At 70.1% G+C, this 23,997-nt stretch carries 18 protein-coding genes; 9 read left to right on the top strand and 9 right to left on the bottom strand.

Features of this window, described 5'->3' with window-relative positions:
* The first annotated feature begins 2 nt into the window (after positions 1 to 2).
* Entirely contained in the window at positions 3 to 674 is a 672-nt protein-coding gene (locus ACFWBB_RS11345; protein WP_189926438.1) for a response regulator transcription factor, read from the top strand.
* Between the two features lie 120 nt (positions 675 to 794).
* Here ACFWBB_RS11345 and ACFWBB_RS11340 read toward each other — a convergent pair whose 3' ends face one another.
* The 4 genes from ACFWBB_RS11340 to metH all read right to left on the bottom strand — a co-directional run bounded on the left by ACFWBB_RS11340 (position 795) and on the right by metH (position 8,860).
* Positions 795 to 2,378, bottom strand: a complete 1,584-nt coding sequence (locus ACFWBB_RS11340; RefSeq protein ID WP_385269540.1) for an ABC transporter substrate-binding protein — start codon at positions 2,376 to 2,378, stop codon at positions 795 to 797.
* A gap of 65 nt (positions 2,379 to 2,443) precedes the next feature.
* The gene (locus ACFWBB_RS11335; protein WP_385269538.1) at positions 2,444 to 4,051 is read right to left on the bottom strand and encodes an ABC transporter substrate-binding protein; all 1,608 of its coding nucleotides are present in this window, start codon (positions 4,049 to 4,051) and stop codon (positions 2,444 to 2,446) included.
* A gap of 478 nt (positions 4,052 to 4,529) precedes the next feature.
* Positions 4,530 to 5,228, bottom strand: a complete 699-nt coding sequence (locus tag ACFWBB_RS11330; protein WP_385269536.1) for an HAD family hydrolase — start codon at positions 5,226 to 5,228, stop codon at positions 4,530 to 4,532.
* A 113-nt stretch (positions 5,229 to 5,341) separates the two neighbouring features.
* Positions 5,342 to 8,860 carry a methionine synthase gene (gene metH, locus ACFWBB_RS11325; RefSeq protein WP_385269534.1) on the bottom strand — a complete coding sequence of 1,173 codons (3,519 nt, stop codon included), beginning with the start codon at positions 8,858 to 8,860 and terminating at the stop codon, positions 5,342 to 5,344.
* A gap of 363 nt (positions 8,861 to 9,223) precedes the next feature.
* Between metH and ACFWBB_RS11320 the strand changes: the two genes are divergently transcribed.
* The 5 genes from ACFWBB_RS11320 to ACFWBB_RS11300 all read left to right on the top strand — a co-directional run bounded on the left by ACFWBB_RS11320 (position 9,224) and on the right by ACFWBB_RS11300 (position 15,201).
* The gene (locus ACFWBB_RS11320) at positions 9,224 to 9,988 is read left to right on the top strand and encodes an IclR family transcriptional regulator (protein ID WP_385269532.1); all 765 of its coding nucleotides are present in this window, start codon (positions 9,224 to 9,226) and stop codon (positions 9,986 to 9,988) included.
* 429 nt (positions 9,989 to 10,417) lie between these two features.
* A complete protein-coding gene (locus ACFWBB_RS11315) occupies positions 10,418 to 11,212 on the top strand; it encodes an MIP/aquaporin family protein (protein WP_385269530.1) in 795 nt (264 codons plus the stop codon).
* A gap of 74 nt (positions 11,213 to 11,286) precedes the next feature.
* The gene (gene glpK / locus ACFWBB_RS11310; RefSeq protein ID WP_385269528.1) at positions 11,287 to 12,825 is read left to right on the top strand and encodes a glycerol kinase GlpK; all 1,539 of its coding nucleotides are present in this window, start codon (positions 11,287 to 11,289) and stop codon (positions 12,823 to 12,825) included.
* 9 nt (positions 12,826 to 12,834) lie between these two features.
* A complete protein-coding gene (locus ACFWBB_RS11305; RefSeq protein ID WP_385269526.1) occupies positions 12,835 to 14,451 on the top strand; it encodes an FAD-dependent oxidoreductase in 1,617 nt (538 codons plus the stop codon).
* Positions 14,452 to 14,640: 189 nt separating this feature from the next.
* Positions 14,641 to 15,201, top strand: a complete 561-nt coding sequence (locus tag ACFWBB_RS11300; protein ID WP_385269524.1) for an SMI1/KNR4 family protein — start codon at positions 14,641 to 14,643, stop codon at positions 15,199 to 15,201.
* Positions 15,202 to 15,217: 16 nt separating this feature from the next.
* Here ACFWBB_RS11300 and mtnK read toward each other — a convergent pair whose 3' ends face one another.
* The 4 genes from mtnK to ACFWBB_RS11280 are packed head-to-tail and all read right to left on the bottom strand — an operon-like array spanning position 15,218 to position 20,133.
* Positions 15,218 to 16,390: an S-methyl-5-thioribose kinase gene (gene mtnK / locus ACFWBB_RS11295; RefSeq protein WP_385269522.1), complete on the bottom strand. Its 1,173-nt coding sequence runs from the start codon at positions 16,388 to 16,390 to the stop codon at positions 15,218 to 15,220.
* A 15-nt stretch (positions 16,391 to 16,405) separates the two neighbouring features.
* Entirely contained in the window at positions 16,406 to 17,452 is a 1,047-nt protein-coding gene (locus ACFWBB_RS11290; RefSeq protein WP_385269520.1) for an ABC transporter permease, read from the bottom strand.
* 37 nt (positions 17,453 to 17,489) lie between these two features.
* Positions 17,490 to 19,049 carry a sugar ABC transporter ATP-binding protein gene (locus ACFWBB_RS11285; RefSeq protein ID WP_385269518.1) on the bottom strand — a complete coding sequence of 520 codons (1,560 nt, stop codon included), beginning with the start codon at positions 19,047 to 19,049 and terminating at the stop codon, positions 17,490 to 17,492.
* Complete coding sequence (locus tag ACFWBB_RS11280) at positions 19,036 to 20,133, bottom strand: substrate-binding domain-containing protein (RefSeq protein WP_385269516.1); 1,098 nt, start codon at positions 20,131 to 20,133, stop codon at positions 19,036 to 19,038. Before ACFWBB_RS11280 ends, ACFWBB_RS11285 begins: the two co-directional genes overlap by 14 nt.
* Before the next feature lie 602 nt (positions 20,134 to 20,735).
* Here ACFWBB_RS11280 and ACFWBB_RS11275 point away from each other — a divergent pair.
* Genes ACFWBB_RS11275 through mtnB form a run of 3 tightly spaced genes read left to right on the top strand, consistent with a single transcriptional unit; the run spans position 20,736 to position 22,671 of the window.
* A complete protein-coding gene (locus tag ACFWBB_RS11275) occupies positions 20,736 to 21,335 on the top strand; it encodes an acireductone dioxygenase (protein ID WP_385269514.1) in 600 nt (199 codons plus the stop codon).
* Positions 21,332 to 22,066, top strand: a complete 735-nt coding sequence (mtnC, locus tag ACFWBB_RS11270) for an acireductone synthase (RefSeq protein WP_385269512.1) — start codon at positions 21,332 to 21,334, stop codon at positions 22,064 to 22,066. The genes ACFWBB_RS11275 and mtnC overlap by 4 nt, the downstream gene beginning before the upstream one ends.
* Entirely contained in the window at positions 22,063 to 22,671 is a 609-nt protein-coding gene (gene mtnB / locus ACFWBB_RS11265) for a methylthioribulose 1-phosphate dehydratase (RefSeq protein ID WP_385269510.1), read from the top strand. The genes mtnC and mtnB overlap by 4 nt, the downstream gene beginning before the upstream one ends.
* Positions 22,672 to 22,800: 129 nt before the next feature.
* Here the strand turns inward: mtnB and mtnA are convergent, their stop codons facing one another.
* On the bottom strand, positions 22,801 to 23,832 hold the full coding sequence (gene mtnA / locus ACFWBB_RS11260) for an S-methyl-5-thioribose-1-phosphate isomerase (protein ID WP_385269508.1): 1,032 nt from the start codon (positions 23,830 to 23,832) through the stop codon (positions 22,801 to 22,803).
* Positions 23,833 to 23,997 lie beyond the last annotated feature (165 nt).

Raw genomic sequence — 23,997 nt, 5'->3', positions numbered from 1 at the left:
ACGTGGCCATCCGCGTCCTACTGGTCGACGACCAGCCGCTGCTGCGCACCGGCTTCCGGATGATCCTGGAGGCCGAGCAGGATCTCGCGGTCGTCGGCGAGGCCGGAGACGGTCTGCAGGCTCTCGACCAAGTGCGGGCACTGCAGCCCGATGTGGTGCTGATGGACATCCGCATGCCGCGGATGGACGGGGTGGAGGCGACCCGGCAGATCACCGGGCCGGGGCGGGACGGGCCGGCCAAGGTGCTGGTCCTGACCACCTTCGACCTCGACGAGTACGTGGTCGAGGCGCTGCGGGCCGGCGCGAGCGGGTTCCTGCTGAAGGACGCGCCCGCCAATGAACTGGTGCAGGCGATCCGGGTGGTGGCCGCCGGTGAGGCCATGCTGGCACCGAGCATCACGCGTCGGCTGCTCGACAAGTACGCCACGCATCTGCCGTCCGGCGACGATCCGGTGCCGGACACGCTGCACACGCTGACCGACCGTGAGGTGGAGGTACTGAAGCTGGTGGCCCGGGGATTGTCGAACGCCGAGATCGCCGCCGACCTGTTCGTCAGCGAGACCACGGTGAAGACCCATGTGGGGCATGTGCTGACCAAGTTGGGGCTGCGCGACCGGGTACAGGCGGCGGTGTACGCGTACGAGAGCGGTCTGGTGCGTCCCGGGGCGCAGTAGGCGGCGTACGGAGAGACGAGAGAAGGGGCCCCCTCGACCGGGGGCGCCTTCTTTCGTACGGACGTTGCGCGCGGCCTGCGTGAAGTGGTGGCCGCGTGACCGTGCCGGCCGTCGTGGCTGTCAGCTCTTGCTGAGTTCCCAGAAGCGGAACACCGTCGAGGCGTCCAGGCAGTTCTCCAGGCCGTAGACGTGCGCGCCGACGACCGCGTACTGCTTCGCCTGCCAGAGGGGCAGGACGGGCAGTTGCGCGGCGACGATGTCCTGGAGTTCGGCGTAGTCCGCGTCGGTGGCGGTGCGGTCGCTCTGAGCGGCGGTGCGCGGGATGAGCGTGCCGGTGATGGCGGCGTTGGCATAGTTGTTGCTCAGCACGTTGCCCTTGCCGAAGAAGGGCGAGGTGAAGTTGTCGGCGTCCGGGTAGTCGGGCACCCAGCCCTTGACGTAGACGCCGTACTTGCCCTCGGCGATGTCCTTCTCGTACTGGCCGTAGGCGACCGACCTGACGTCGGCGTCGAACAGGCCGCTGGCGTTGAGCTGCGCCGCGACGGCCTTCATCTCCTGGTCGGTGGCCGGACCGTAGCGGGTCGGGGTGGACCAGAGGGTGAGCTTCACCTTGCCGGTGATGCCCTCGTCGGCGAGCGCGGCGGCGGCCCGGTCCCGGGAGGGACGGGCGCCGTAGCGGTCGAAGAAGGCGGTGGTGTGGCCGGCGACACCGGCCGGGACGATCGAGTAGAGGGGGTCGGCGGTGCCCTCGTAGACGTCCTTGATCAGGGCTTCGCGGTCGATCAGATGGGCGATGGCCCGGCGGACGCCGAGCTTTCCGGCTACGGGATCGTCCATGTTGAAGACGAGGTGCTGGACCTCGGCGCTGCTGCCCTCGACGACCTTGGCGCCCGTGTCGTCGGTGCTCTGCTGGATGTCGGCGACGTCGGTGGCGGCGAGGCCCCGGTAGGCGATGTCGATCTCGTTCGCGAGCAGGGCCTGCTCGAGGGCCTTCTGGTCGCCACTGAAGAACTTCAGGGTGACGCCGGTGTTCCTGGCGTCGTCGGCGCTGCCCCGGTAGGTGTCGTTGACGGAGAAGACGGCCTCGCCGTCGCCGAAGGAGTCCAGCCTGTAGGGGCCGGAGCCGACGGCGGCGCCGTCCTCGCGCAGGCTGCCGGCGTCGTACTCCCGGTGGTCGACGATGGAGCCGGCACCCGAGGCGATCTTGCTGGGAAACGTGGCGTCGGGGACCTTGAGCTTGAAGACGACGGTCTTGGCGTCGGGGGTCTCGACCTTGTCGAGCATGGGGAACATGATGGCCGGGCCGGCGTCGTCGTCGATCTTCCGCATGCGGTCGAAGGAGAACTTGACGTCCTCGGAGGTGAGCGCGTCACCGTTGCTGAACTTCAGGCCGTCCTTCAGGGTGCACGTGTAGACCTGGGTCCGCGTGTCGGTGAAGGAGCACTCCCGGGCGGCGTCCGGCTCGGGTTCCGTGCCGCCCTTGGGGAAGCTCAGCAGTGACTGGAAAACGTTGTTGAACAACAGCCAGGAGCCCGGGTCGTAGCCGGAGGCGGGGTCCGTGGCGAGGACGTCGTCGGACATCCCCAGGACCAGGGCGGCGCCGTCACCCCCGGATCCCCCGCTCTGGGTGCCACAGCCGGTCAACAGGCCGGAGGCCAGTCCCGCCACGATCGGCAGGACTGGCCACTGGTTACGCAGGTTCACAAAATGCCTTGTCTTCGGTTCTGTGCACACCGGGGCCGCGGTCCGGGGCCCCGGCAGGGGGTGTGTCAGTTGCTCACACCGTGGCCGAGCTCCCACAGCTGGAGGGTCGCGGAGGAGTTGAGCACGTAGGCCGTGCCGGTGACGTCGTTGTTGGCGGCGACGTACTGCTTGCCCTGCCACAGCGGGAGGATCGGAACGTCCCTGGCGACGATGTCCTGGATCTTCGTCAGGTTCTTGGCGGCGCTGAGGCGGTCGGCCTCGCGGCGGGAGGCCGGGATCAGGTCGTCGATGATGTCGCTGTTGGAGTACGGGGACTTGAGGAAGTTGTCCTTGTCGAGGAACGGGGCGACGAAGTTGTCGGCGTCGGGGAAGTCGGGGAACCAGCCCATGCCGTAGACGGCGTACTCGCCCTTGCGCTCGGCCGGGACGAACGCGTCCCAGGGGGTCCCCTTGATGGTGACGTCGAACAGGCCGCTGTCGTTGAGCTGCTTCCGCAGCACCTCGAACTCCTGCTTGGTGGCCGGGCCGTAGTGGTCGGTCGTGTAGTTCAGGGTCAGCTTCACCGGGGCGGTGATGTCCGCGTCGGCCAGCAGGGACTTGGCCTTCGTGACGTTCGGGTCGCCGTAGGTGTTGAAGAACGAGTTGGAGTGGCCGGTGAGGGTGGCCGGGACCAGCGAGTAGAGGGGCTCGGCCTGGGAGCCGTACACCTCGGAGACGAGCGCGGCGCGGTTGACGACCTGGGCCATCGCCTGACGCACGGCCTTGGACTTGACCGACGGGTCGGTGGTGTCGAAGGCCAGGTAGCGGATCTCGAGGCCGCTCAGCTCGACGAGGCCGATGTCCCCGGTCGCGGAGGACTCGGAGAGCTTCTGGATCTGCTCCGGCGACATGGTGCGGGTCATGAGGTCGATGTCGCCCTTTTCGAGGGCGGTGCTCATGGCGTCGGCGTCCTTGTAGGAGACCATGTCGACCTGGCCGTTGTTCACCTCGAGCGTCCCCTTGTAGTTGGGGTTCTTGGTGAACACGGCCTTGGTCATCTCGTCGCCGTCGGTGTCGGCCTTGAGGGTGTAGGGGCCGGAGCCGTCGATCGAGAAGCCGTCGCGCAGCTTGTCCTTCTCGTAGTCCTTCGGGTTGACGATGCCGGCGACCGGGGTCGACAACTTGAAGGGGAAAGTGGCGTCGGCGGTCTTGAGGTGGAAGATGACTTCGTTGTCACCCTGCGTCTCGATGGTGTCGATCGTGGACAGCAGGGCGAAGACGCCGGAGTCGGCCTTGATGGTGCGGGCGCGCTCGATGGAGAACTTGACGTCCTTGGCGGTGACGGCCTCGCCGTCCGCGAACTTCAGGCCGCTGCGCAGCTTGCAGGCGTAGCGCTCGTTGCCGGTGTCGGTGAAGCCGCAGCTCTGGGCCGCCTCCGGGACGGGTTCACCCTCGCCCTTGGGCTGGATCATCAGGGTCTGCACGGTCTGGCGCAGGATGTTCCAGGTGCCGACGTCGTAGGAGTACGCCGGGTCGAGGGGGGCCGGGGCGTCCTTGGTTGCGGTGAACCGGTCGGTGGTGCCCAAGACGATGGCGTCCCCACTGCCGCTACCGCCGTCGGACGCGCCGCAGGCGGCGAGTACGGGCGCGAGCAGACTTACCACGGCCGGCAGCACCAAAGTCTTGCGGTTCATGCTCGAGTTTCTCCAGAGCTGTCGAGTCCGTGTACCCGGCATGCAGGGGTGTCGCGGCGGATCACGGGGTAAGGGCGATGTTCTCGCGATGAGATTAGTCCGCACCAGCACGAAGGTTCGCGGCCACCGGAGTTGAATCACCATCACGCTGCGAAACCGGCCGCGGACGCACTGAACAGCCGTCAGCGGAAGGATTCGTACAGCCACTCATCAATCGGGACACAAAGGCGCACCCGAACCCTCTTCACGAGGGCGGAATACACACGGAGAGTCAGCTGTCGACCCCCGGACGGGTGGGGAACGTCACACGCCATACGGGGTTCGTAAGGGGTGGAATTCGGCCGCCGCCGAAGCGTTGCCGAAGATCGGAATTCCACCGCGCGTACACCCGCCGAATTCCTTGTTATCGGCGGTGCACGCTGGGTGAACTCCTATGGCATTTCGGTCATCGGTCCCTCACCAATGATCGCGGGGCCGATCATCGGAGCGGCATCAGGTCGCGCAGGAATGTCAGGTCGACCTGTTCCAGTGAGGGGACGACGGTGCGTCGGTGGGACGCCGCGATCGGGGCCACCGAGGGCACCGCGACCACATGGCAGCCTGCCGCCTCCGCCGAGGCGACCCCGGTCGCGGTGTCCTCGATGACGGCGCATCTGGCCGGGTCCACGCCGAGCCCGGCGGCCGCGAACAGATAGGGGTCGGGGTACGGCTTGGTACGCGCGACCTCGTCGCCGGCCACGCTGAGGCGGAAGTTCCCGGTGCCGAGCGAGGCGAGGACGCGGTCGATGATGCGCCGGTGGGAGGCGGAGACGAGGGCCGTCGGCACCTCGTGCTCGGCCAGCTCGGCGAGCAGCCGGGCGGCTCCCGGCATCAGGGGCAGGGCGCGGGTGATGCGGTCCTCGAACCCCTGGTTGAGCAGGACGCTGAGGTCGGCGAGGTCGATGTCGGCCCCGGTCGCCTCGATCAGGAACCCGGCGCTGCGGGTCATCGGTCCGCCGACCACGACATGGCGCCACGAGTCGTCGAGTGTGTGGCCGAGGCCGGCGAAGATCTCGACCTCGACGTCCCACCAGAAACCCTCGGTGTCCACCAGGGTGCCGTCCATGTCGAGCAGCACGGCCTCCAGGGCGGAGCCTTCGGCCGTGCGGGTGAGTGGCGCGGGAACCGTGCTGGTCATCCACGTACCTCCTTGAGGGACGAGCAGGCCGGTTCCCGCTGTGGGGAACCGGCCTTCAGTGGACCGACAAGTGTACGGCCTGTCCGATCGGTGTGCTCAGTGGCACGGGCGCGTCACCGTGCGTTGAAGTACTTCGCCTCGGGGTGGTGGATCACGATGGCGTCGGTGGACTGCTCGGGGTGGAGCTGGAACTCCTCCGACAGGTGGACGCCGATCCGCTCGGGCCGCAGCAGCTCGGCGATCTTCGCGCGGTCCTCCAGGTCGGGGCAGGCGCCGTAGCCGAGGGAGAAGCGGGCGCCGCGGTACTTGAGGGCGAACATGTCCTCGACGTCGGCCGGGTCCTCGCCGCCGAAGCCGAGTTCGGCGCGCACGCGGGCGTGCCAGTACTCGGCGAGGGCCTCGGCCAGCTGCACGGACAGGCCGTGCAGCTCGAGGTAGTCGCGGTAGGAGTCCGACTCGAAGAGCCTGGCGGTCTCCTCGCCGATGCGGGAGCCGACGGTGACGACCTGGAAGCCGACCACGTCCGTCTCCCCCGACTCCTCCGGCCGGAAGAAGTCGGCCAGGCACAGGCGGCGGCCACGGCGCTGGCGGGGGAAGGTGAAGCGGGTGCGCTCGTTGCCCTGCTCGTCCAGGATGATCAGGTCGTCGTCCTTGGACACACAGGGGAAGTATCCGTAGACGACGGCCGCCTCGAGGAGGTTGTCGGTCTGCAGCCGGTCCAGCAGACCGCGCAGCCGCGGGCGGCCCTCGCTCTCGACGAGTTCCTCGTAGCTCGGCCCGTCACCGGTACGGGCCTGCTTGAGGCCCCACTGCCCCTTGAACAGGGCGCCCTCGTCCAGCCAGGAGGCGTACTCCTTGAGCTGGATGCCCTTGATGACCCGGGTGCCCTCGAACGGCGGCTTCGGGACGGGGTTGTCGGTGGCCACGTCGGAACGTACGTGGCCCTCCTCCGGGCGCTCCTCGGTCTCGACGACGGCGGCGCCCGCGCGGACCCGGCGCTGCTTCAGCTCGGGCAGCTTCGCGCCGGGCACGCCGCGCTTGACGCCGATCAGGGCGTCCATCAGGCGCAGGCCCTCGAAGGCGTCACGGGCGTAGCGGACCTCGCCCTGGTAGATCTCGTGCAGGTCCTGTTCGACGTAGGCCCTGGTCAGGGCGGCGCCGCCGAGGATGACCGGGTAGTCGGCGGCCATCTTGCGCTGGTTGAGTTCCTCCAGGTTCTCCTTCATGATCACCGTGGACTTCACCAGCAGCCCCGACATCCCGATGACGTCCGCCCGATGCTCCTGGGCCGCGTCCAGGATCGCCGAGACCGGCTGCTTGATGCCGAGGTTGACGACGTTGTAGCCGTTGTTGGACAGGATGATGTCGACGAGGTTCTTGCCGATGTCGTGCACGTCGCCGCGCACGGTGGCCAGCACGATGGTGCCCTTGCCCTCGGCGTCCGACCTCTCCATGTGCGGTTCGAGGTAGGCGACCGCGGTCTTCATCACCTCGGCCGACTGCAGCACGAACGGCAGCTGCATCTGGCCCGAGCCGAACAGCTCGCCGACCGTCTTCATGCCGTCCAGGAGCGTCTCGTTGACGATGTCGAGGGCGGGGCGGGTCTGCAGGGCCTCGGCGAGATCGGCTTCCAGGCCGTTCTTCTCGCCGTCGATGATCCGCCGCTTGAGGCGCTCGTCCAGGGGCAGCGCGGCCAGTTCCTCGGCCTTGCCGGCCTTGAGGGACTTGGTGGTGGCGCCCTCGAACAGCGCCATCAGCTTCTGCAGGGGGTCATAACCCTCGCGTCGGCGGTCGTGGATCAGGTCGAGGGCGGTGGTGACCTCCTCCTCGCTGAAGCGGGCGATGGGGAGGATCTTCGACGCGTGCACGATCGCCGAGTCCAGGCCCGCCTTCACACACTCGTCGAGGAAGACCGAGTTGAGCAGGATGCGCGCGGCCGGGTTCAGGCCGAAGGAGATGTTCGACAGGCCCAGGGTGGTCTGCACGTCGGGGCGGCGGCGCTTCAGCTCGCGGATCGCCTCGATGGTGGCGACTCCGTCGCCCCGGGACTCCTCCTGGCCGGTGCAGATGGTGAAGGTCAGGCAGTCGATGAGGATGTCCGACTCCTGGATGCCCCAGTTCGTCGTCAGGTCCTCGATGAGCCGCTCGGCGATGGCGACCTTCGTCTCGACGGTACGGGCCTGGCCCTCCTCGTCGATGGTCAGCGCGATCAGCGCCGCGCCGTGCTCCCTGGCCAGCTCGGTGACCTTGGCGAAGCGGGACTCGGGGCCGTCGCCGTCCTCGTAGTTCACGGAGTTGATGACCGCGCGGCCGCCGAGCCGCTCCAGGCCCGCCCGGATGACCGGGACCTCGGTGGAGTCCAGGACGATCGGCAGGGTGGAGGCGGTGGCGAAGCGGCCGGCCAGCTCGTCCATGTCGGCGACGCCGTCCCGGCCCACGTAGTCGACGCACAGGTCGAGCATGTGGGCGCCCTCGCGGATCTGGTCCCGGGCCATCTCCACACAGTCGTCCCAGCGGCCCTCCAGCATCGCCTCACGGAACTTCTTCGACCCGTTGGCGTTCGTACGCTCACCGATCGCCATGTACGCCGTGTCCTGGCGGAAGGGCACGGTCTGGTAGAGCGAGGCGGCGCCGGGCTCGGGCCGCGGGTGCCGCTCGGCGGGCGAGGCCCCCCGGACCCGCTCCACGAGCTGCCGAAGGTGCTCGGGCGTCGTACCGCAGCAGCCGCCGACCAGGTTCAGCCCGTAGTCGCGTACGAAGGTGTCCTGGGCGTCCGCCAGGCCCTCGGCGTCGAGCGGGAAGTGGGCGCCGTCCTTGGTGAGGATCGGCAGGCCGGCGTTCGGCATGCACAGCAGGGGGGTGCGGGAGTGCCGGGCCAGATAGCGCAGGTGCTCGCTCATCTCGGCCGGTCCCGTCGAGCAGTTCAGGCCGATCATGTCGACGCCGAGCGGCTCGAGGGCGGTCAGGGCAGCGCCGATCTCCGAGCCGAGCAGCATGGTGCCGGTCGTCTCGAACGCCATCGAGACCAGCAGCGGCACGTCGACGCCGGTCGCCTCCATCGCGCGCTTGGCGCCCAGGATCGACGACTTCGTCTGAAGGAGGTCCTGCGTCGTCTCCACGATCAGCGCGTCCGCGCCGCCGGCGAGCAGACCCTCCGCGTTGGCCTGGAAGCCGTCGCGCAGGGTGCCGTAGGCGATGTGGCCGAGGGTGGGCAGCTTGGTGCCGGGGCCGATCGAGCCGAGCACCCAGCGCGTGCGTCCGTCACGTCCGGCGAAGGCGTCGGCGGTCTCGCGGGCGATGCGGGCACCCGCCTCGGACAGCTCGTACACCCGCTCGGCGATGTCGTACTCGGCCATGGCCGAGTGGTTTGCGCCGAACGTGTTGGTCTCGACGCAGTCCACACCCGCGTCGAAGTACTCCTCGTGCACGGAACGGACGACGTCCGGCCGGGTGATGTTCAGGATCTCGTTACAGCCCTCGAGGTTCTCGAAGTCCTCGAGGGTGGGCTCCTGGGCCTGGAGCATGGTGCCCATCGCTCCGTCGGCCACCACCACACGGGTGGCCAGGGCCTCTCGGAGCTCGGACACGCGGGTCCGGCTGTCGGCGGAAGGGGTCGGCGGCACAGAGGCCATGAAAGGGCTCCCTCAGATGCGACGGCTGTCGGCTTTGCCTCACCTCGGGACGCGGGCAGGAAGCCGCCCCGAGGAGAGCGCACGCCGTCAGGGTAGCCGGGACGGAGGCCTTATGGTCGGGGGCGTCCACGGGACGGACGGGTGTGGCGGTCCCGCACCAGCGGACCACGAGCGGTGCTGCGGCCGGACTCGACCGGCCCACTGCCGTGCGTCGTGCGCGCCACTCCGGGGAGACAAGTGACGTAACACGGATCGACCGAACGTTAGCGGAAGGTCGACATGGACCGGTAGTGTTCGACATTGCCGAACGACGGCGGCAGATGCCGTGCGCGGGCGGCCGAAGGGGACGGAGGCAGGACGGCGATGGCACGGAACATCCAGTCGGTCGAACGCGCGGCCGCGATGCTGCGGCTGCTCGCGGGCGGCGAACGGCGGCTGGGCCTGTCGGACATCGCCTCGTCCACGGGCCTGGCCAAGGGCACCGCCCACGGCATCCTGCGCACCCTCCAGCAGGAGGGCTTCGTCGAACAGGACGACGCCTCCGGGCGGTACCAGCTGGGCGCGGAGCTGCTGCGCCTGGGCACCACCTACCTGGACGTGCACGAGCTACGCGCGCGCGCCCTGGTGTGGACGGACGACCTGGCCCGCTCCAGCGGTGAGAGCGTCCACCTGGGAGTGCTGCACCAGAAGGGCGTGCTGATCGTGCACCACGTCTTCCGGCCCGACGACAGCCGGCAGGTGCTGGAGATCGGCGCCATGCAGCCGCTGCACTCCACGGCCCTGGGCAAGGTGCTGTCGGCCTACGACCCGGTCGCGCACAGCGAGGCCCTGGAGGCCGAGCGCAAGCCGTTCACCGACCGTACGGTGTGCGAACCCGAGGCCTTCGAGCGCATCCTCGACCTCACCCGCGCGCGGGGGTACGCGGCCGACATCGAGGAGACCTGGGAGGGCGTGGCCTCCGTCGCCGCACCCATCCACGACCGGCGGCGCATGCCCGTCGGCGCGGTCGGCATCACCGGCGCGGTGGAGCGGCTGGGCCGGGACGGCGAGGTGCGCCCCGAGCTGATCGCCGCGGTCCGCGACTGTGCCCGCGCGGTGTCGCGGGACCTGGGCGGCGGGCGCTTCTGAGCGGCCCCCCGCTCCCGGGAAGCGCCGCCTCCAGGCAGTGCCGCTCCCGACGGGTGCCGCCCCTGAGCGGTACCGCTCCTGAGAAGTACCTAAGAGCAGGCCGGGACGCCGTACGGGTCCCGGCCTTTGCCATACGCTGCGACAACCCCTTGAACTGGGCAAAAGGGGTGAGGTGTGAGCACCGGCGCGAAGATCGAAGACTCGCGGCGATCAATAACGATCGCGCTTTCGAGAACAACACTCTTGACGCACACGTAACCCCGGGGCAAGACTCCCGTCCATCGGTCGACATTGTCGAACACCTACCGGCAATACGCGCTAGAGTGTGACAACGTCAAAGGCCGGCATCGCTCTCACCCCCGAGGGCGCTCGAACCCCCGGTGGGACCCGGGGTTCGGCTTCCCTGGACGAAGGACAAAGGAGTCGCGGGTGTCCAGCTCCGACATCTTCATCGGCGAGACCATCGGTACCGCCATACTCATCCTGCTGGGCGGTGGCGTCTGCGCCGCCGTCACGCTGAAGGCCTCCAAGGCCCGCAACGCCGGCTGGCTCGCCATCACCTTCGGGTGGGGTTTCGCCGTTCTGACGGCTGTCTACACCTCGGCGCCCCTTTCCGGCGCCCACCTCAACCCGGCGGTCACCCTCGCACTCGCGATCAAGGACGACGACTGGAGCAACGTTCCGGTCTACTGGGCCGGGCAGCTGCTCGGTGCCGCCATCGGCGCCACCCTGGTCTGGGTCGCCTACTACGGTCAGTTCCACGCGCACCTCACCGACACGGAGATCGTCGGCGAGCCGGAGGCGGAGGCCACGCCGGCCAAGTCCGTCGAGGCGCGGGAAAAGGGCGCGGGACCGGTCCTCGGCGTCTTCTCCACCGGTCCGGAGATCCGGGTCGTCTGGCAGAACCTCGCCACCGAGATCATCGGCACCATCGTGCTGGTCCTCGCCGTGCTCACGCAGGGCCTGAACGACAAGGGCAACGGCCTCGGCAACCTGGGCGCTCTGATCACCGCGCTCGTGGTGGTCTCGATCGGTCTGTCCCTCGGTGGCCCGACCGGCTACGCGATCAACCCGGCCCGTGACCTCGGTCCGCGCATCGTGCACGCCCTCCTGCCCCTGCCCAACAAGGGCGGCTCCGACTGGAGCTACGCCTGGATCCCGGTCGTCGGTCCGCTGATCGGCGGCGCGATCGCTGCGGGCATCTACAACGTCGCTTTTGCTTAAGAGCACCAGCCGCACCGCGTAGTCATCAGCACCGTACGCACCGCCCCCCATCCACGGAAACCCAGGAGCACACCGTGACCGACGCGCACACCGCCGGCCCCTTCATCGCCGCCATCGACCAGGGCACCACCTCCTCGCGCTGCATCGTCTTCGACCGGGACGGCCGTATCGTCTCCGTCGACCAGAAGGAGCACGAGCAGATCTTCCCGAAGCCGGGCTGGGTGGAGCACAACGCCACCGAGATCTGGACCAACGTCGAGGAGGTCGTCGCCGGGGCCATCGCGAAGGCCGGCATCACCCGCGACGACATCAAGGCGATCGGCATCACCAACCAGCGTGAGACCACGCTGCTGTGGGACAAGAACACCGGCCAGCCCGTCCACAACGCCCTCGTCTGGCAGGACACCCGCACCGACGCGCTCTGCAAGGAGCTCGGCCGCAACGTCGGCCAGGACCGCTTCCGCCGCGAGACGGGCCTCCCCCTGGCCTCGTACTTCGCCGGCCCGAAGGCGCGCTGGCTGCTCGACAACGTCGACGGCCTGCGCGAGCGTGCCGAGGCGGGCGACATCCTCTTCGGCACCATGGACACCTGGGTCATCTGGAACCTCACGGGCGGTGTGAACGGCGGCAAGCACGTCACCGACGTCACCAACGCCTCCCGCACCATGCTGATGAACCTGCACACCATGGAGTGGGACGAGAAGATCGCCGAGTCCATCGGCGTCCCGCTGAACGTGCTGCCGGAGATCCGCTCCTCCGCCGAGGTGTACGGCGAGGTCACCGGCGGCAAGCTGGGCGACCTGCTCGGCGGCATCCCGGTCGCCTCGGCGCTCGGTGACCAGCAGGCGGCCCTGTTCGGCCAGACCTGTTTCGCCGAGGGCGAGGCCAAGTCCACGTACGGCACCGGCACCTTCCTGCTGATGAACACCGGTGAGAAGCCGGTCAACTCCTACAACGGCCTGCTCACCACGGTCGGTTACCGCATCGGCGAGCAGAAGGCGGTCTACGCCCTCGAAGGGTCGATCGCCGTCACCGGTTCGCTGGTGCAGTGGATGCGCGACCAGATGGGCCTGATCTCCACCGCCGCCGAGATCGAGACCCTCGCGCTCTCGGTCGAGGACAACGGCGGCGCCTACTTCGTGCCGGCCTTCTCCGGTCTGTTCGCCCCGTACTGGCGCTCCGACGCCCGCGGTGTGATCGCCGGCCTCACCCGGTACGTCACCAAGGCGCACCTCGCGCGCGCCGTCCTGGAGGCCACGGCCTGGCAGACCCGTGAGATCACCGACGCCATGACGAAGGACTCCGGCGTCGAGCTCGCGGCGATCAAGGTCGACGGCGGCATGACCTCCAACAACCTGCTGATGCAGACGCTCTCGGACTTCGCGGACGCCCCCGTGGTGCGCCCGATGGTCGCCGAGACCACCTGCCTCGGCGCCGCCTACGCCGCCGGCCTCGCCGTCGGCTTCTGGACCAGCACCGACGAACTGCGCGCCAACTGGCGCCGGGCCGCCGAATGGACCCCCCGCATGGACGCGGAGACCCGCGACCGTGAGTACAAGAGCTGGCTCAAGGCCGTCGAGCGGACCATGGGCTGGCTCGAGGACGAGGAGTAAGAACCCCACATGACCAGTCAGACCACCCTGAAGTCCGTGCCTGCCCTGGGGACGCACCCGGCGTCCGGCTCGAACCCGAGCCGTGCCGAGACCCGGGAACAGCTCTCCAAGGCGTCGTTCGACCTTCTCGTCATCGGCGGCGGCATCCTGGGCATCTCCACCGCCTGGCACGCCGCGCAGTCCGGGCTCAGGGTGGCTCTGGTCGACGCCGGCGACTTCGCCGGCGCCACCTCCTCCGCCTCCTCCAAGCTTCTCCACGGCGGTCTGCGCTACCTGCAGACCGGCGCGGTGAAGCTGGTGGCGGAGAACCACTTCGAGCGCCGTGCGGTCTCCCGCCAGGTGGCACCTCACCTGGCGAACCCGCTCACGTTCTACCTCCCCGTGTACAAGGGCGGGCCGCACGGCGCGGCGAAGCTCGGGGCGGGCGTCTTCGCCTACTCCGCACTGTCGGCGTTCGGCGACGGCGTCGGTCATCTCCTGTCCCCGGCCAAGGCCGCGCAGGACGTGCCCGAGCTGCGCACCGACAACCTCAAGGCCGTGGCCGTGTACGGCGACGACCAGATGAACGACGCGCGCATGGCGCTGATGACGGTCCGTGCGGCCGTCGAGGCGGGCGCGGTCGTCCTCAACCACGCCGAGGTCTCCGGCCTGCGCTTCACCAAGGGCCGGGTCACGGGCGCCGAGCTGCGCGACCGGCTCTCCGGCGACGAGTTCGGCGTCAACGCCCGGCTGGTGCTGAACGCCACCGGTCCGTGGGTCGACCACCTGCGCAGGATGGAGGACCCGAACGCGGCTCCGTCCATCCGCCTGTCCAAGGGCGCCCACCTGGTCCTGAAGCGCACCGCCCCCTGGAAGGCCGCGCTCGCGACCCCCATCGACAAGTACCGCATCACCTTCGCCCTCCCCTGGGAGGACATGCTGCTGCTCGGCACCACCGACGAGGAGTACGAGGGCGACCCGGCGGACGTCGCGGTCACCGAGAAGGACACGGCCCAGATACTCGACGAGGCCGCGTTCTCCATCCGCGACCAGCAGCTCGACCGTGACCTGATCACCTACGCCTTCGCGGGTCTGCGCGTGCTGCCGGGCGGGCCCGGCAGCACGGCGAAGGCCAAGCGCGAGACCGTGGTGACCGAGGGCAGGGGCGGCATGCTGTCCGTCGCCGGCGGCAAGTGGACGACCTTCCGGCACATCGGCCGTACGGTCATGCAGAAGCTGGAGGCGCTGCCGGGCCACCCGCTGGGCGACGACTTCGAGCCGATCTCCTCGCTGCCGAAGAAGCTGCCGCTGCCCGGCGTCGCCAACCCGCGCGCGGTCGCCCACCGGCTGCTGGTCGACAACCCGGCGCCCGGCCCCCGCATGGCGGCCGACACCGCCAGGCACCTGGCCACCCACTACGGCTCGCTCGCCTTCGACATCGCGCGACTGGCCAACGACAACCCCGAGCTGCGCGAGCGCGTCCACCCCGACGCCCCCGAGATCTGGGCGCAGGTCGTCTACGCCCGCGACAACGAGTGGGCGGAGACGGTGGACGACGTGCTGCGCCGCCGTACGACGCTGACGATCCGCGGTCTCGCCACGGAAGACGTCCGCGGCAGGGTGCAGGACCTGCTCGACAAGAAGTAGGTCCGACGGCCCGGCGAAGAAGACCCGCCTCCGGTGCCCGCCCCCCTGACCGGGGCCGGCGGCGGGGGACGGCCCCTCCGTACCGGGGCCGGAACCTGGAAGGGGCGGCTCCACCCCTATGGAGCCGCCCCTTTCGCATGCCCGAACGCCTCGCGGGCCGGTTGTCGGTGCCGGGTGGTTCCATGGGGCATGAACATCGATCAGGCGGATGCCGCCGAACTGGCGGCCCTGCGCGAGGCCTTCGCCGTGGACGACGGTGGGGAGTCGGCGCTCGGCTGGGAGGCGGTGCGCGCCTTCGAGGCGGAGCACGGGGTGATACTTCCGGAGCCGTACCGCACGTTCGTCGCGGAGATCTCCGACGGGTCGTTCCAGGGTCCGCCCGAGTACGGTCTCGTGGGACTGGCCGAGTTGCCCTCGGACTGGGACGACAACGGGACCGAGCGGGACCTGGCCAAGCCGTTCCCGCTCACGGAGCAGTGGCTCTGGGAGGAGGAGGACCGTTCGTACGAGGACCCCGAGGCGGTCATCGAGCAGGTGCTCAACCACGGTTCCGTCGTGCTGGGGACGGACGGGTGCGCGATGAACTGGCATCTCGTCGTCACCGGCCCCCAACGGGGGCGGATCTGGCTGGTGACCGACGTGGGTGCCATGCCGTTCGGCGCGGGGTCCGGCCACACGGCCTCCGCTCCCGGCTTCGCCGGCTGGGTCGCGCACTGGGCGGCCGGCGAGGGGTGGTTCGACGCGGCCTGAGGCGGCCTGAGGCCGGTCAGCCGAGCGACTCGACGACCGCCCGTACCGCCTCGACGTCCGTCAGTTCCTCGCGGCGCATGATCAGTTCGCGTCCCAGGAGCAGTGCGCGCCGCGATGCCGGCACCGGGTCCGGCAGGGTCGTCAGGTCGGTCAGGTGGGCGAAACCGATGATGCGGCGGACGATCTCGGTACCGGCGTAGCCGACGGAGTCGGTCCACACACGCCGCAGGAAGCGGTCGAGATAGGCGTCGTCGAAGAAGGTGTCGACGCGGGTCGGCCAGAGGCGGCGGAACTCGTCCTCGAACGCCTCCCAGGAGAGGCGGAGCTGGTCGGCGTGGTCGGACAGCGTGCCGAGTGCGCGGGCCCGCTCCTGCGAGACCAGCACGTTGGCCCAGTAGAGGCCGAGGTCGTAGCCGATGGGGCCGACGAAGGAGAACTCGGGGTCGAAGACCCGTACGACGGGTGCCCCTTCGCGGGTGCCGACCATGACGCTGCCGGTGTGCAGGTCGCCGTGCAGGAGGGCCTGGGCACTGGTCATGAAGGTGTGGCGGAGGTCGGCGACCTCGGTGCGCAGCCGGGTGTCGGCGCGGAAGGCGGCGGCGAGGTCGTCGAGAGCCGGGTGCCAGTGGTTGTGTTCATGCTCGATGTACGGCTCCGACAGGACCACGTCTTCGGTGATCTTGCAGAGCTCGGGGCTGACGGAGGCCGCGACCAGTGCCTTGCGCTCGGCGGACGGCATGCCGAAGTCGCTGGTGGCGAAGGAGAACTGGGCGACGAACTCGCCGATCCCCGCCGATGTCCGCGGGCCGTAGGCCGCGCCCTCGTTGAGCAGCGTGCGCAGGACCTCGAGGTCGGACATGTCCTCCATGACGAGGGCGTAGTTCTCGGGGTCGTAGCCGTGGACCGCCGGGATCTTGTCGGGGGCGACCTTGGCGACCTGCTCGTAGGCGCGGGCCTCGGCGTCGGCGCGGTCGGGGTTCATCGGCCAGGAGGGGCCGGCCACGCGGACCCAGGGCAGGGCCTGCTTGACGGCGAGGCTGCGGGTGCCGTCGGCGGAGGAGGCCAGGAACACCCGGTTCATGTTGCCGTCCGACACCTCCCGGACCTCGATGTCCGCCGGGTCCGGCCAGTGGCCCCGCTCGTTCAGGTACGCGGGGATGTCTTCGGTCTCCAGGATGCGGTAGCCCATGGTCGGTGAACTCCCTTATACGGTGCGGCGCTTGGACAGGGTGAAGCTGAAGACCAGGGCGAGGATCAGCACCGCGCCCTCGACGACGTCCTGCGTGTAGTACGGCAGGCCCTTGATGGTGAGGCCGGTGGTGATGATGCCGATGAGCACCGCGCCGAGGGCCGTGCCCCAGACGTTCGGGCGGCCGCGGCCCAGGACGGAGGTGCCGACGAGCGCCACCGCCACCGCCTCCAGCAGCTGGGAGGTACCGGCCGACACATCGCCCTGGCCGATCCTGGACGCCAGGATGAGGCCGCCCACCGAGGCGAGGACGCCGGAGATGACGTAGGCGAGCGCGCGGTGGGCGCCGACGCGGATGCCGGCCAGGCGGGCCGCCTCGGGGTTGGCGCCGATGGCGTAGAGCACGCGGCCCCAGCGGGTGCGGGCGAGGAAGACCCAGGCGGCGATCGTCAGACCGCCGAAGATCAGTACGGAGATCGGAACGCCGAGGACCGTGCCGCGGTCGATGCGCAGGAACCCGGCGGTGAACCTGCCCGGGGCGGTGCTGCCGTCGGACATCGTCATCCCCGGAGTGATCGACTGGCCGTCGACGAGGATCAGCTTGCTGCCCTGGATGACGAACATCGTGCCCAGCGTGGCGAGCATGTCGGGGATCTTCAGTACGACGATCAGCAGCGCGTTGAGCAGACCCGCCAGGGCGCCCGCCAGCAGGACCGCGAGGATCGCGACCGTGCCGACCTGGTTGAAGACGACCATCGTCTGCGCGGCGACGGAGACGCCGAGTCCGGCGACGGCGCCGACGGACATGTCCATTCCGCCGGCGGCCATGGTGAGGGTGACGCCGAGCCCGAGGATCGCGGCGACGGACACGTACCGCAGGGTGTCGAGCAGGGTCGCCGACTCCCGGAAGGAGCCCTCGCTCAGGGCGAAGTACAGGAACAGCGCGACCGTCACGAAGATGAAGCCGTACTTGATCACGGCGTTCTGGACGCGCACCGCGGTGGAGGTCGCCGGCGGGAGCGCCGCCTTGGTGGGGACCTCGGTGCTCTGGGTGGTGGTCATGGGGTGCTTCCTGGGCCTTCGTGGGAGCGGGCCGGCGTCAGACGGACGCCGAGATGGTCTGGATCACGCGGTCGCGCTCCGCGTCTTCGCCGTACGCGTCGAGGTGGACCTCACCGGCCGCGAGGACGACGACCCGGTCGGCCACCTCCAGGACCTCGTCGACGTCGGCGGACAGGACGAGGACGGCCGCGCCCTCGGCGGCGAGCGCGCGGGCCCGGCGGCCGATGTCGCGCCGGGCGCCGATGTCCACGCCTCGGAACGGCTCGTCCAGGATGAGGACACGGGGGGTGTGGGCGAGCCAGCGGCCGACGACGACCTTCTGCTGGTTGCCGCCGGACAGTTCCTCGACGGTGCTGTGCTCGTCGCGGGTGACGACACCGAGGGCGTCGATCGTCTCGCGGCCGAGGGCGTCCTCCTTCGGCCCGTTCATGAGCCCGGCCCGGGAGAAGGACTTCAGGAACGGCAGCGAGATGTTCCGCGCGACCGACCAGCCGGGCACCAGGGCGTCGGCGTGCCGGTCCTCGGGGACGAGGTGGACGCCGGCGCGGATGGCGTCGGAGGGGCGGCGGGGCGCGTAGGCCGTACCGTCCAGTTCGACGGCGCCGGTCGCGAAGGGCTCCGCGCCGAACAGACCGCGGGCCAGCTCGGTCTTGCCCGCGCCCAGCAGGCCCACCACCCCGGTGACCTCACCGGCGCGCAGGTCGAGGTCGAGGGGGGAGCGGCCTTCGAGGAGGCGGACACCGCGCAGCGCGAGGACGACCTCTCCTTGGGCGCCCGCCCTGACGGGCCGGGCGGTCGTCGCCTCCTGGGCCTGGGCCAGCATGGCGCGCAGGGCCGCGTCCCAGTCGAACGGCTTCGCCTGGTCCCCGGTGAGGAGGCCGTCGCGCAGGACGACCAGCCGGTCGGCGAGCGCGTCGATCTCGCCGAGCCGGTGGGAGACGTAGAGCACGGCGATGCCGTCCTCGCGCATCTTCTCGACGAGCGCGAACAGCCGCTGCGCCTCGGCGGCGGAGAGCGCGGAGGTCGGCTCGTCGAGGATGAGCAGCCGCGGGCGGGTCGCCAGGGCCCGGGCCAGGATCAGCAACTGCCGGTCGGAGATACCGAGTTCGGTGACGTCCTGCTTCAGTACCGGGTCGCCCCAGTCCAGACCGAGGCCGGCCTGGATCTCGCGGGCGCGGGCGAGCGTGGTGCGCCCGCTCAGGAACGGGTTGCCACGCTGTTGCGCCAGCTCCTCGAAGACCAGGTTCTCGGCGACCGTGAGACCGGGCACGATGCCCTCGCCGATCCGCTGGTGCACCGTCCGGATGCCCAGCCGGCGGGCGGCCAGCGGCGAGTTGAGCGTGACCGGCGAGCCGTCGACGCGCACCTCTCCCCCGTGGTCCGCGTGGACGCCCGAAAGGATCTTGATCAGCGTGGACTTGCCGGCGCCGTTCGCGCCGAGCAGCGCGACCACGCTGCCCGGTGCGATGTCGAGCGAGACGGAGGCGAGCACCGTCTTGCCGGCGAAGGCCATGCTGACGTCGGTGAGACCGACGGCGGGGGTCACCCCGAGAAGGTCCGCGGGCCCGGCGCGCCCGGCGGGCTCAGTGGGCGACATTCGCGATCCAGTCCGCGGTGGAGACCTGGGACAGGTTCAGCGCCGGCAGCGCCTCCCGCAGCTGGTCCATGTTCTCGATCTTCTTCTGGCGCAGGAAGTCCTGCGTGATGGCGACGGCCGGGAACGAAACGGTGGCCTTGTTCAGCTGACCGGCCAGCTCCAGCGCGGCGGTGCGCACGACGGCCGCGCCGACGGCGGACGGGTCGGTGCCCGCCGTGGCGGCCCAGGGGCTGCCGGCCGCGGTCATCTGCTGGATGTCGGCGTTGGAGACGTCGGCGCCGAAGACCTTCACCTTGTCCTGGAGCTTCTTGTTCTGCACGGCGAGCACGGTGCCCTTGGCGAGCTCGTCGTAGGGCGCGAAGACGCCGGCCACGTCGGAGTGCTGGGTGAGCGCGGCGGAGACCAGGGGAACGTTGTCGGTGGCCGTGGAGTCGGTGACCTTGCCGACCTTGAACTGCTGCTTCCACGCCTCGGAGGCGACCGTCGACTTCCAGACCGTGTCGCGCTTGTCGAGGGCGGCGTAACCGGCCACGTTGACGTAGCCGACCTTGGCGTTCTTGCCGACCTCCTTGGCCATCACGTCGAGGACCGCCTGGGCCATGCTCGCGTCGTCCTGCTCGGTGGAGACGACGCCCTTGGTGGGGGTCTCCACGTCGTAGACGACGACCTTGATGCCCTTCTTCACCGCCTTGTCGATCTCCGGCTGGATGGTCGCCGGGAAGCCGTGGTCGATGATGATCGCCTTGGCGCCGGAGTTGATGGCCGAGGAGAGGTCGGTGGCCTGCTTGGCGTTGTCGGCCTGGGCGTCGTACACGGTCAGGTCGATGCCGAGGGCCTTGGCCTGTGCCTTGGCGCCGTTGCCCCACTGCTCGAAGTAGTCGCCGGCGCCGCTCTGCCGGACCAGGGCCACCTTGACCGAGCCCGCGCTGAAGGGGGCGGGCTTCTTGCCGGTGGCGGCGGAGGCCGAGGCGGCCGCGTTGCCGGTGTCCTTCGAGGCGTCCGTGGACTGCGAGCAGCCGGAGAGGACGAGGGCGGAGACGGAGGCCAGCGAGAGCGCGGCGAGAGGCAGACGGACACGGGACATGAGGGGCTCCAGGTGCGGGGTGGTACCGAGGGGCGGCGCGGAGGGGATGCGAAGCAAAGGGATGCAGCGCAAGGAATGCAGAGCGGGGGATGCCTGAGCCCGGAGCGAAGGACAGGAATGAGCCACCGCGAACAGCGGGGCGCGCCTGGCAGAACGGGGGCGCGTCGGAGCTCCGGGAGGGGTCAGCGACAGCTGGCTGTGGTCGACCGGAGCAAGTCCACGTACAGCCGCCGTACGAGCAGCAGCGTCTTCATACGCAGATCATGAGAACGCTTTCAGCCACCCGTCAAAGGAATGGACGCCGGATCTCATCATGCGAGACATCGATTACGTCACAGGCGGTGGACGTGCCGTCGGGAGTTACCATCACGGAACCGGCACCCGACCCGGCACAGTGAGGCCCAGATGACGCCATTTCGCGCGAACGCGCTGTGCATGCCCCGCATGCGGCGCTGTCCCGGCGCGTCGTGTCGCGGCTAGGTGGCTGTTTCCCGCCACCTGCCTGTCCCTCCGCTACCTGCCTGTCCCTCCGCTCCCCGTCTCCTCCGGTCCGATCCGTCTCGGTATCCGGACATCCCTTACAGAATCCTGGAGTTGCTTCCATGACGCTGCTGACGACCTGGTCCGAGTCCGGCCCCGAGACCCTGGTCCGCCGTACCGCCGACCCCGCCGAGATCGCCGAGGCCCTCCAGCCGCTGGGCGTGCGCTACGAGCAGTGGCCGGTCCGCGCGGACGTGCCGTCCGACGCCGACAGCGAGACGGTGTTCGCGGCGTACGGCCCGGAGATCGAGAAGCTGAACGCGCAGGAGGGCTTCACCACCGTCGACGTCCTCGGTCTGCACCCCAGCGACGACCCGGAGTTCCCGGCGAAGGCGAAGGCGGCCCGCGAGAAGTTCCTCCAGGAGCACACCCACGACGACGATGACGAGGTCCGCTTCTTCGTCTCCGGCTCCGGCATCTTCTATCTGCACGTGAACGGCGAGGTGCACGCGGTCTTCTGCGAGAAGGGCGACCTGCTGGGCGTGCCGCGGGGCACCACCCACTGGTTCGACATGGGCACCAGCCCGTCCTTCACCGCCATCCGCTTCTTCCACGAGGAGGACGGCTGGATCGGCAGCTTCACCGGCTCCACCATCGCCGGCCGCTTCCCGGACTACGACACGATCGCAGCCGGCTACGAGGCCGACCGGGCCGCCGCGTGAGCGTGCGGGGCCTGACGTACGACGTGGACGCCGTGGTGCTCGACATCGAGGGCACCACCAGCGCCACGGGCTTCGTGGTGGACGTGCTGTACCCGTACTCCCGCGCCCGCTTCGCCGAGCTGCTCACCGGGCGGGCCGGGGAGCCGGCCGTGGCACGGGCGATCGCGCAGGTGCGGGAGCTGACGGGCGAGCCGGCCGCCGACGCGGCCACCATCGAGAAGACGCTGAACGCCTGGCTCGACGAGGACCGCAAGGCGACTCCGCTGAAGAGCCTCCAGGGCGTCATCTGGTCCGAGGGCTTCGCGCGCGGCGACCTCGTCTCGCACTTCTACGACGACGTCGTGCCGCGGCTGCGCGCGTGGCACGCGGCGGGGCTGCGGCTGTACGTCTACTCGTCGGGCTCGGTCTCCGCCCAGCGGGCGTGGTTCACCAACAGCCCGGCGGGCGACCTCACCTCGCTCCTCTCCGGTCTCTACGACACCGAGAACGCCGGCCCCAAGCAGGAACCGGAGTCGTACCGCCGTATCGCCGGGTCGACCGGCGTGCCGGCCGGACGGCTGCTGTTCCTCTCCGACCGGCCGGGGGAGCTGGACGCGGCCCGCGAGGCCGGCTGGCACGCGGTCGGCGTCCGGCGGCCCGGGGAGCCGTATTTCGAGCAGGGCGTCGGCGACCACGCGCAGGCGGGGACGTTCGACGAGCTCACCGTCAGCAATTCCAGGAGTACTTCATGACCGCCGACCTCACCGCACTCGATCTGGAGGAGGCGGGGGCGGTCCTCGCCGCCGAGTCCGCCCGCTTCGCCTCCTTCGGCTGGATGCGAGGCACCTCGGGAAACCTGTCGGTGGTGCTCACCCGCGACCCGCTGCGGCTCGCGGTCACCGCGAGCGGCCACGACAAGGGCGAACTGACGCCCGCGGACGTGGTGCTGGTGGACGGGGGCGGCGCCGCCGTGGACGGGGGCAAGCCGTCCGCCGAGGCGGAGCTGCACGCGCGCGTGGCCGCGCTGACCGGGGCGGGCGCGGTCGTGCACGTCCACACGGTGGCGTCCGTGGCACTGGGCCACCGGCATCCGGGCGGGATCGTCTTCAAGGACCTGGAGATGCTCAAGGGCGTCGGCCAGCCCGCGCACGATGTCGAGGTGACTCTGCCGGTCATCGCCAACAGCCAGGACATGAAGGTCCTCGGCGACCGTCTCGAGGCGGCCCGCGAGCCCCGGATGCCCGCGGTGGTCGTGGCCGGCCACGGCCTGTACGTATGGGGCGACACCCCGCGCCAGGCCCGTCACCACACCGAAGTCGTCGAATGGCTGCTGGAGTTGGAGCTGACGCGACGCTGACCACGAGAGACACGGGGGCCACGCGGGACACGCCGAAGGCCACGGTCCCTCGACCGCGGCCTTCGGTGTGTCCGGCGTTCGCGGCGCAGCCCGGCCGTGCACCACATGCGCTCGGCGCAGGCCGGCCGCTCAGCGGAGCCGGTTGCCCGGCAGCTCGCCCGTGGAGACCTCCAGGACGCCCCGCTCCGTCACCAGGCCCGTCACCAGGCGGCCGGGCGTGACGTCGAAGGCCGGGTTGTGGCCGCGGGACTCGGCGGGTGCCGTCCGTATCCCGCCCCACTCCAGCACCTCGTCCTCGCCGCGCAGTTCGATGTGGATGGCGGCCCCGTCCGGGGTGGAGAGGTCGACCGTGGTGGTGGGCGCCGCCACCAGGAACGGGATGCCCGCGTCGGCGCAGGCGAGGGCGACCCCCACGGTGCCGACCTTGTTGGCGGTGTCGCCGTTGGCCGCGATGCGGTCGGCGCCCACGATCGCCGCGTCGACCTCGCCGCGCAGGATGGTGCCGGCGGCGGCCCCGTCGGCCTGGACGAAGTGCGGGATGCCTTCCTGGACCAGCTCCCAGGCGGTCAGCCGCGACCCCTGGAGCAGCGGGCGGGTCTCATCGGCGTAGACGACCTCCAGACGTCCGCGCGCGTGCAGTTCCCGTATGACGCCGAGAGCGGTGCCCCACCCGGCGGTCGCGAGCGCACCGGTGTTGCAGTGCGTCAGGATCCGCAGCGGACGGTCCTCGCCGACCCGCTTCAGCAGCCAGTCCGCGCCGAACGCGCCCATCGCCCGGTTCGCCTCGACGTCCTCGCGCTGGACCGCGGCCGCCTCCGCCAGGACCGCGTCGAGACCCTCGCCGAAGCGGGTCATGACCCGGTCCACGCACACCATGAGGTTCACGGCGGTCGGACGGGCCTCGCGGACGCGGGCGACGGCCTCGCGCGTCTCGCCCTCCGTCCAGCCCTCACGCCCGCCCTGGAGCAGCGCGATCGCGACACCGTACGCGCCCGCCGCGCCGATCGCGGGGGCGCCGCGCACCACCAGCCGCTGGATCGCGTCGACCAGAGTGTCCACATCCTGGACACCTACGGTCGCGGTGCGCTGCGGGAGAGCGGTCTGGTCGATCAGCGCGAGGCCGGTTCCGGTCCACTCGACGGCGCGCAGTTCCTTGGACATAACGGGACACTCCTGATGTTCCAATGGTGTTCGACACCGTACATGACCTCGAAGAACCTCCGAGGAAGGGCGAGCGAACCACAGTTCGAGACGCCCCGGCGGGTGTCCGGAAACGAGTGTTAGAGTCCAGCACCCGCATCCGCAGGGCGATACCACCATCCCGCA

Origin of the sequence: Streptomyces sp. NPDC060000 (genome assembly GCF_042737375.1) — a bacterium.
GTDB lineage: Bacteria > Actinomycetota > Actinomycetes > Streptomycetales > Streptomycetaceae > Streptomyces.
This window is presented reverse-complemented; position numbering and strand designations above follow the sequence as displayed.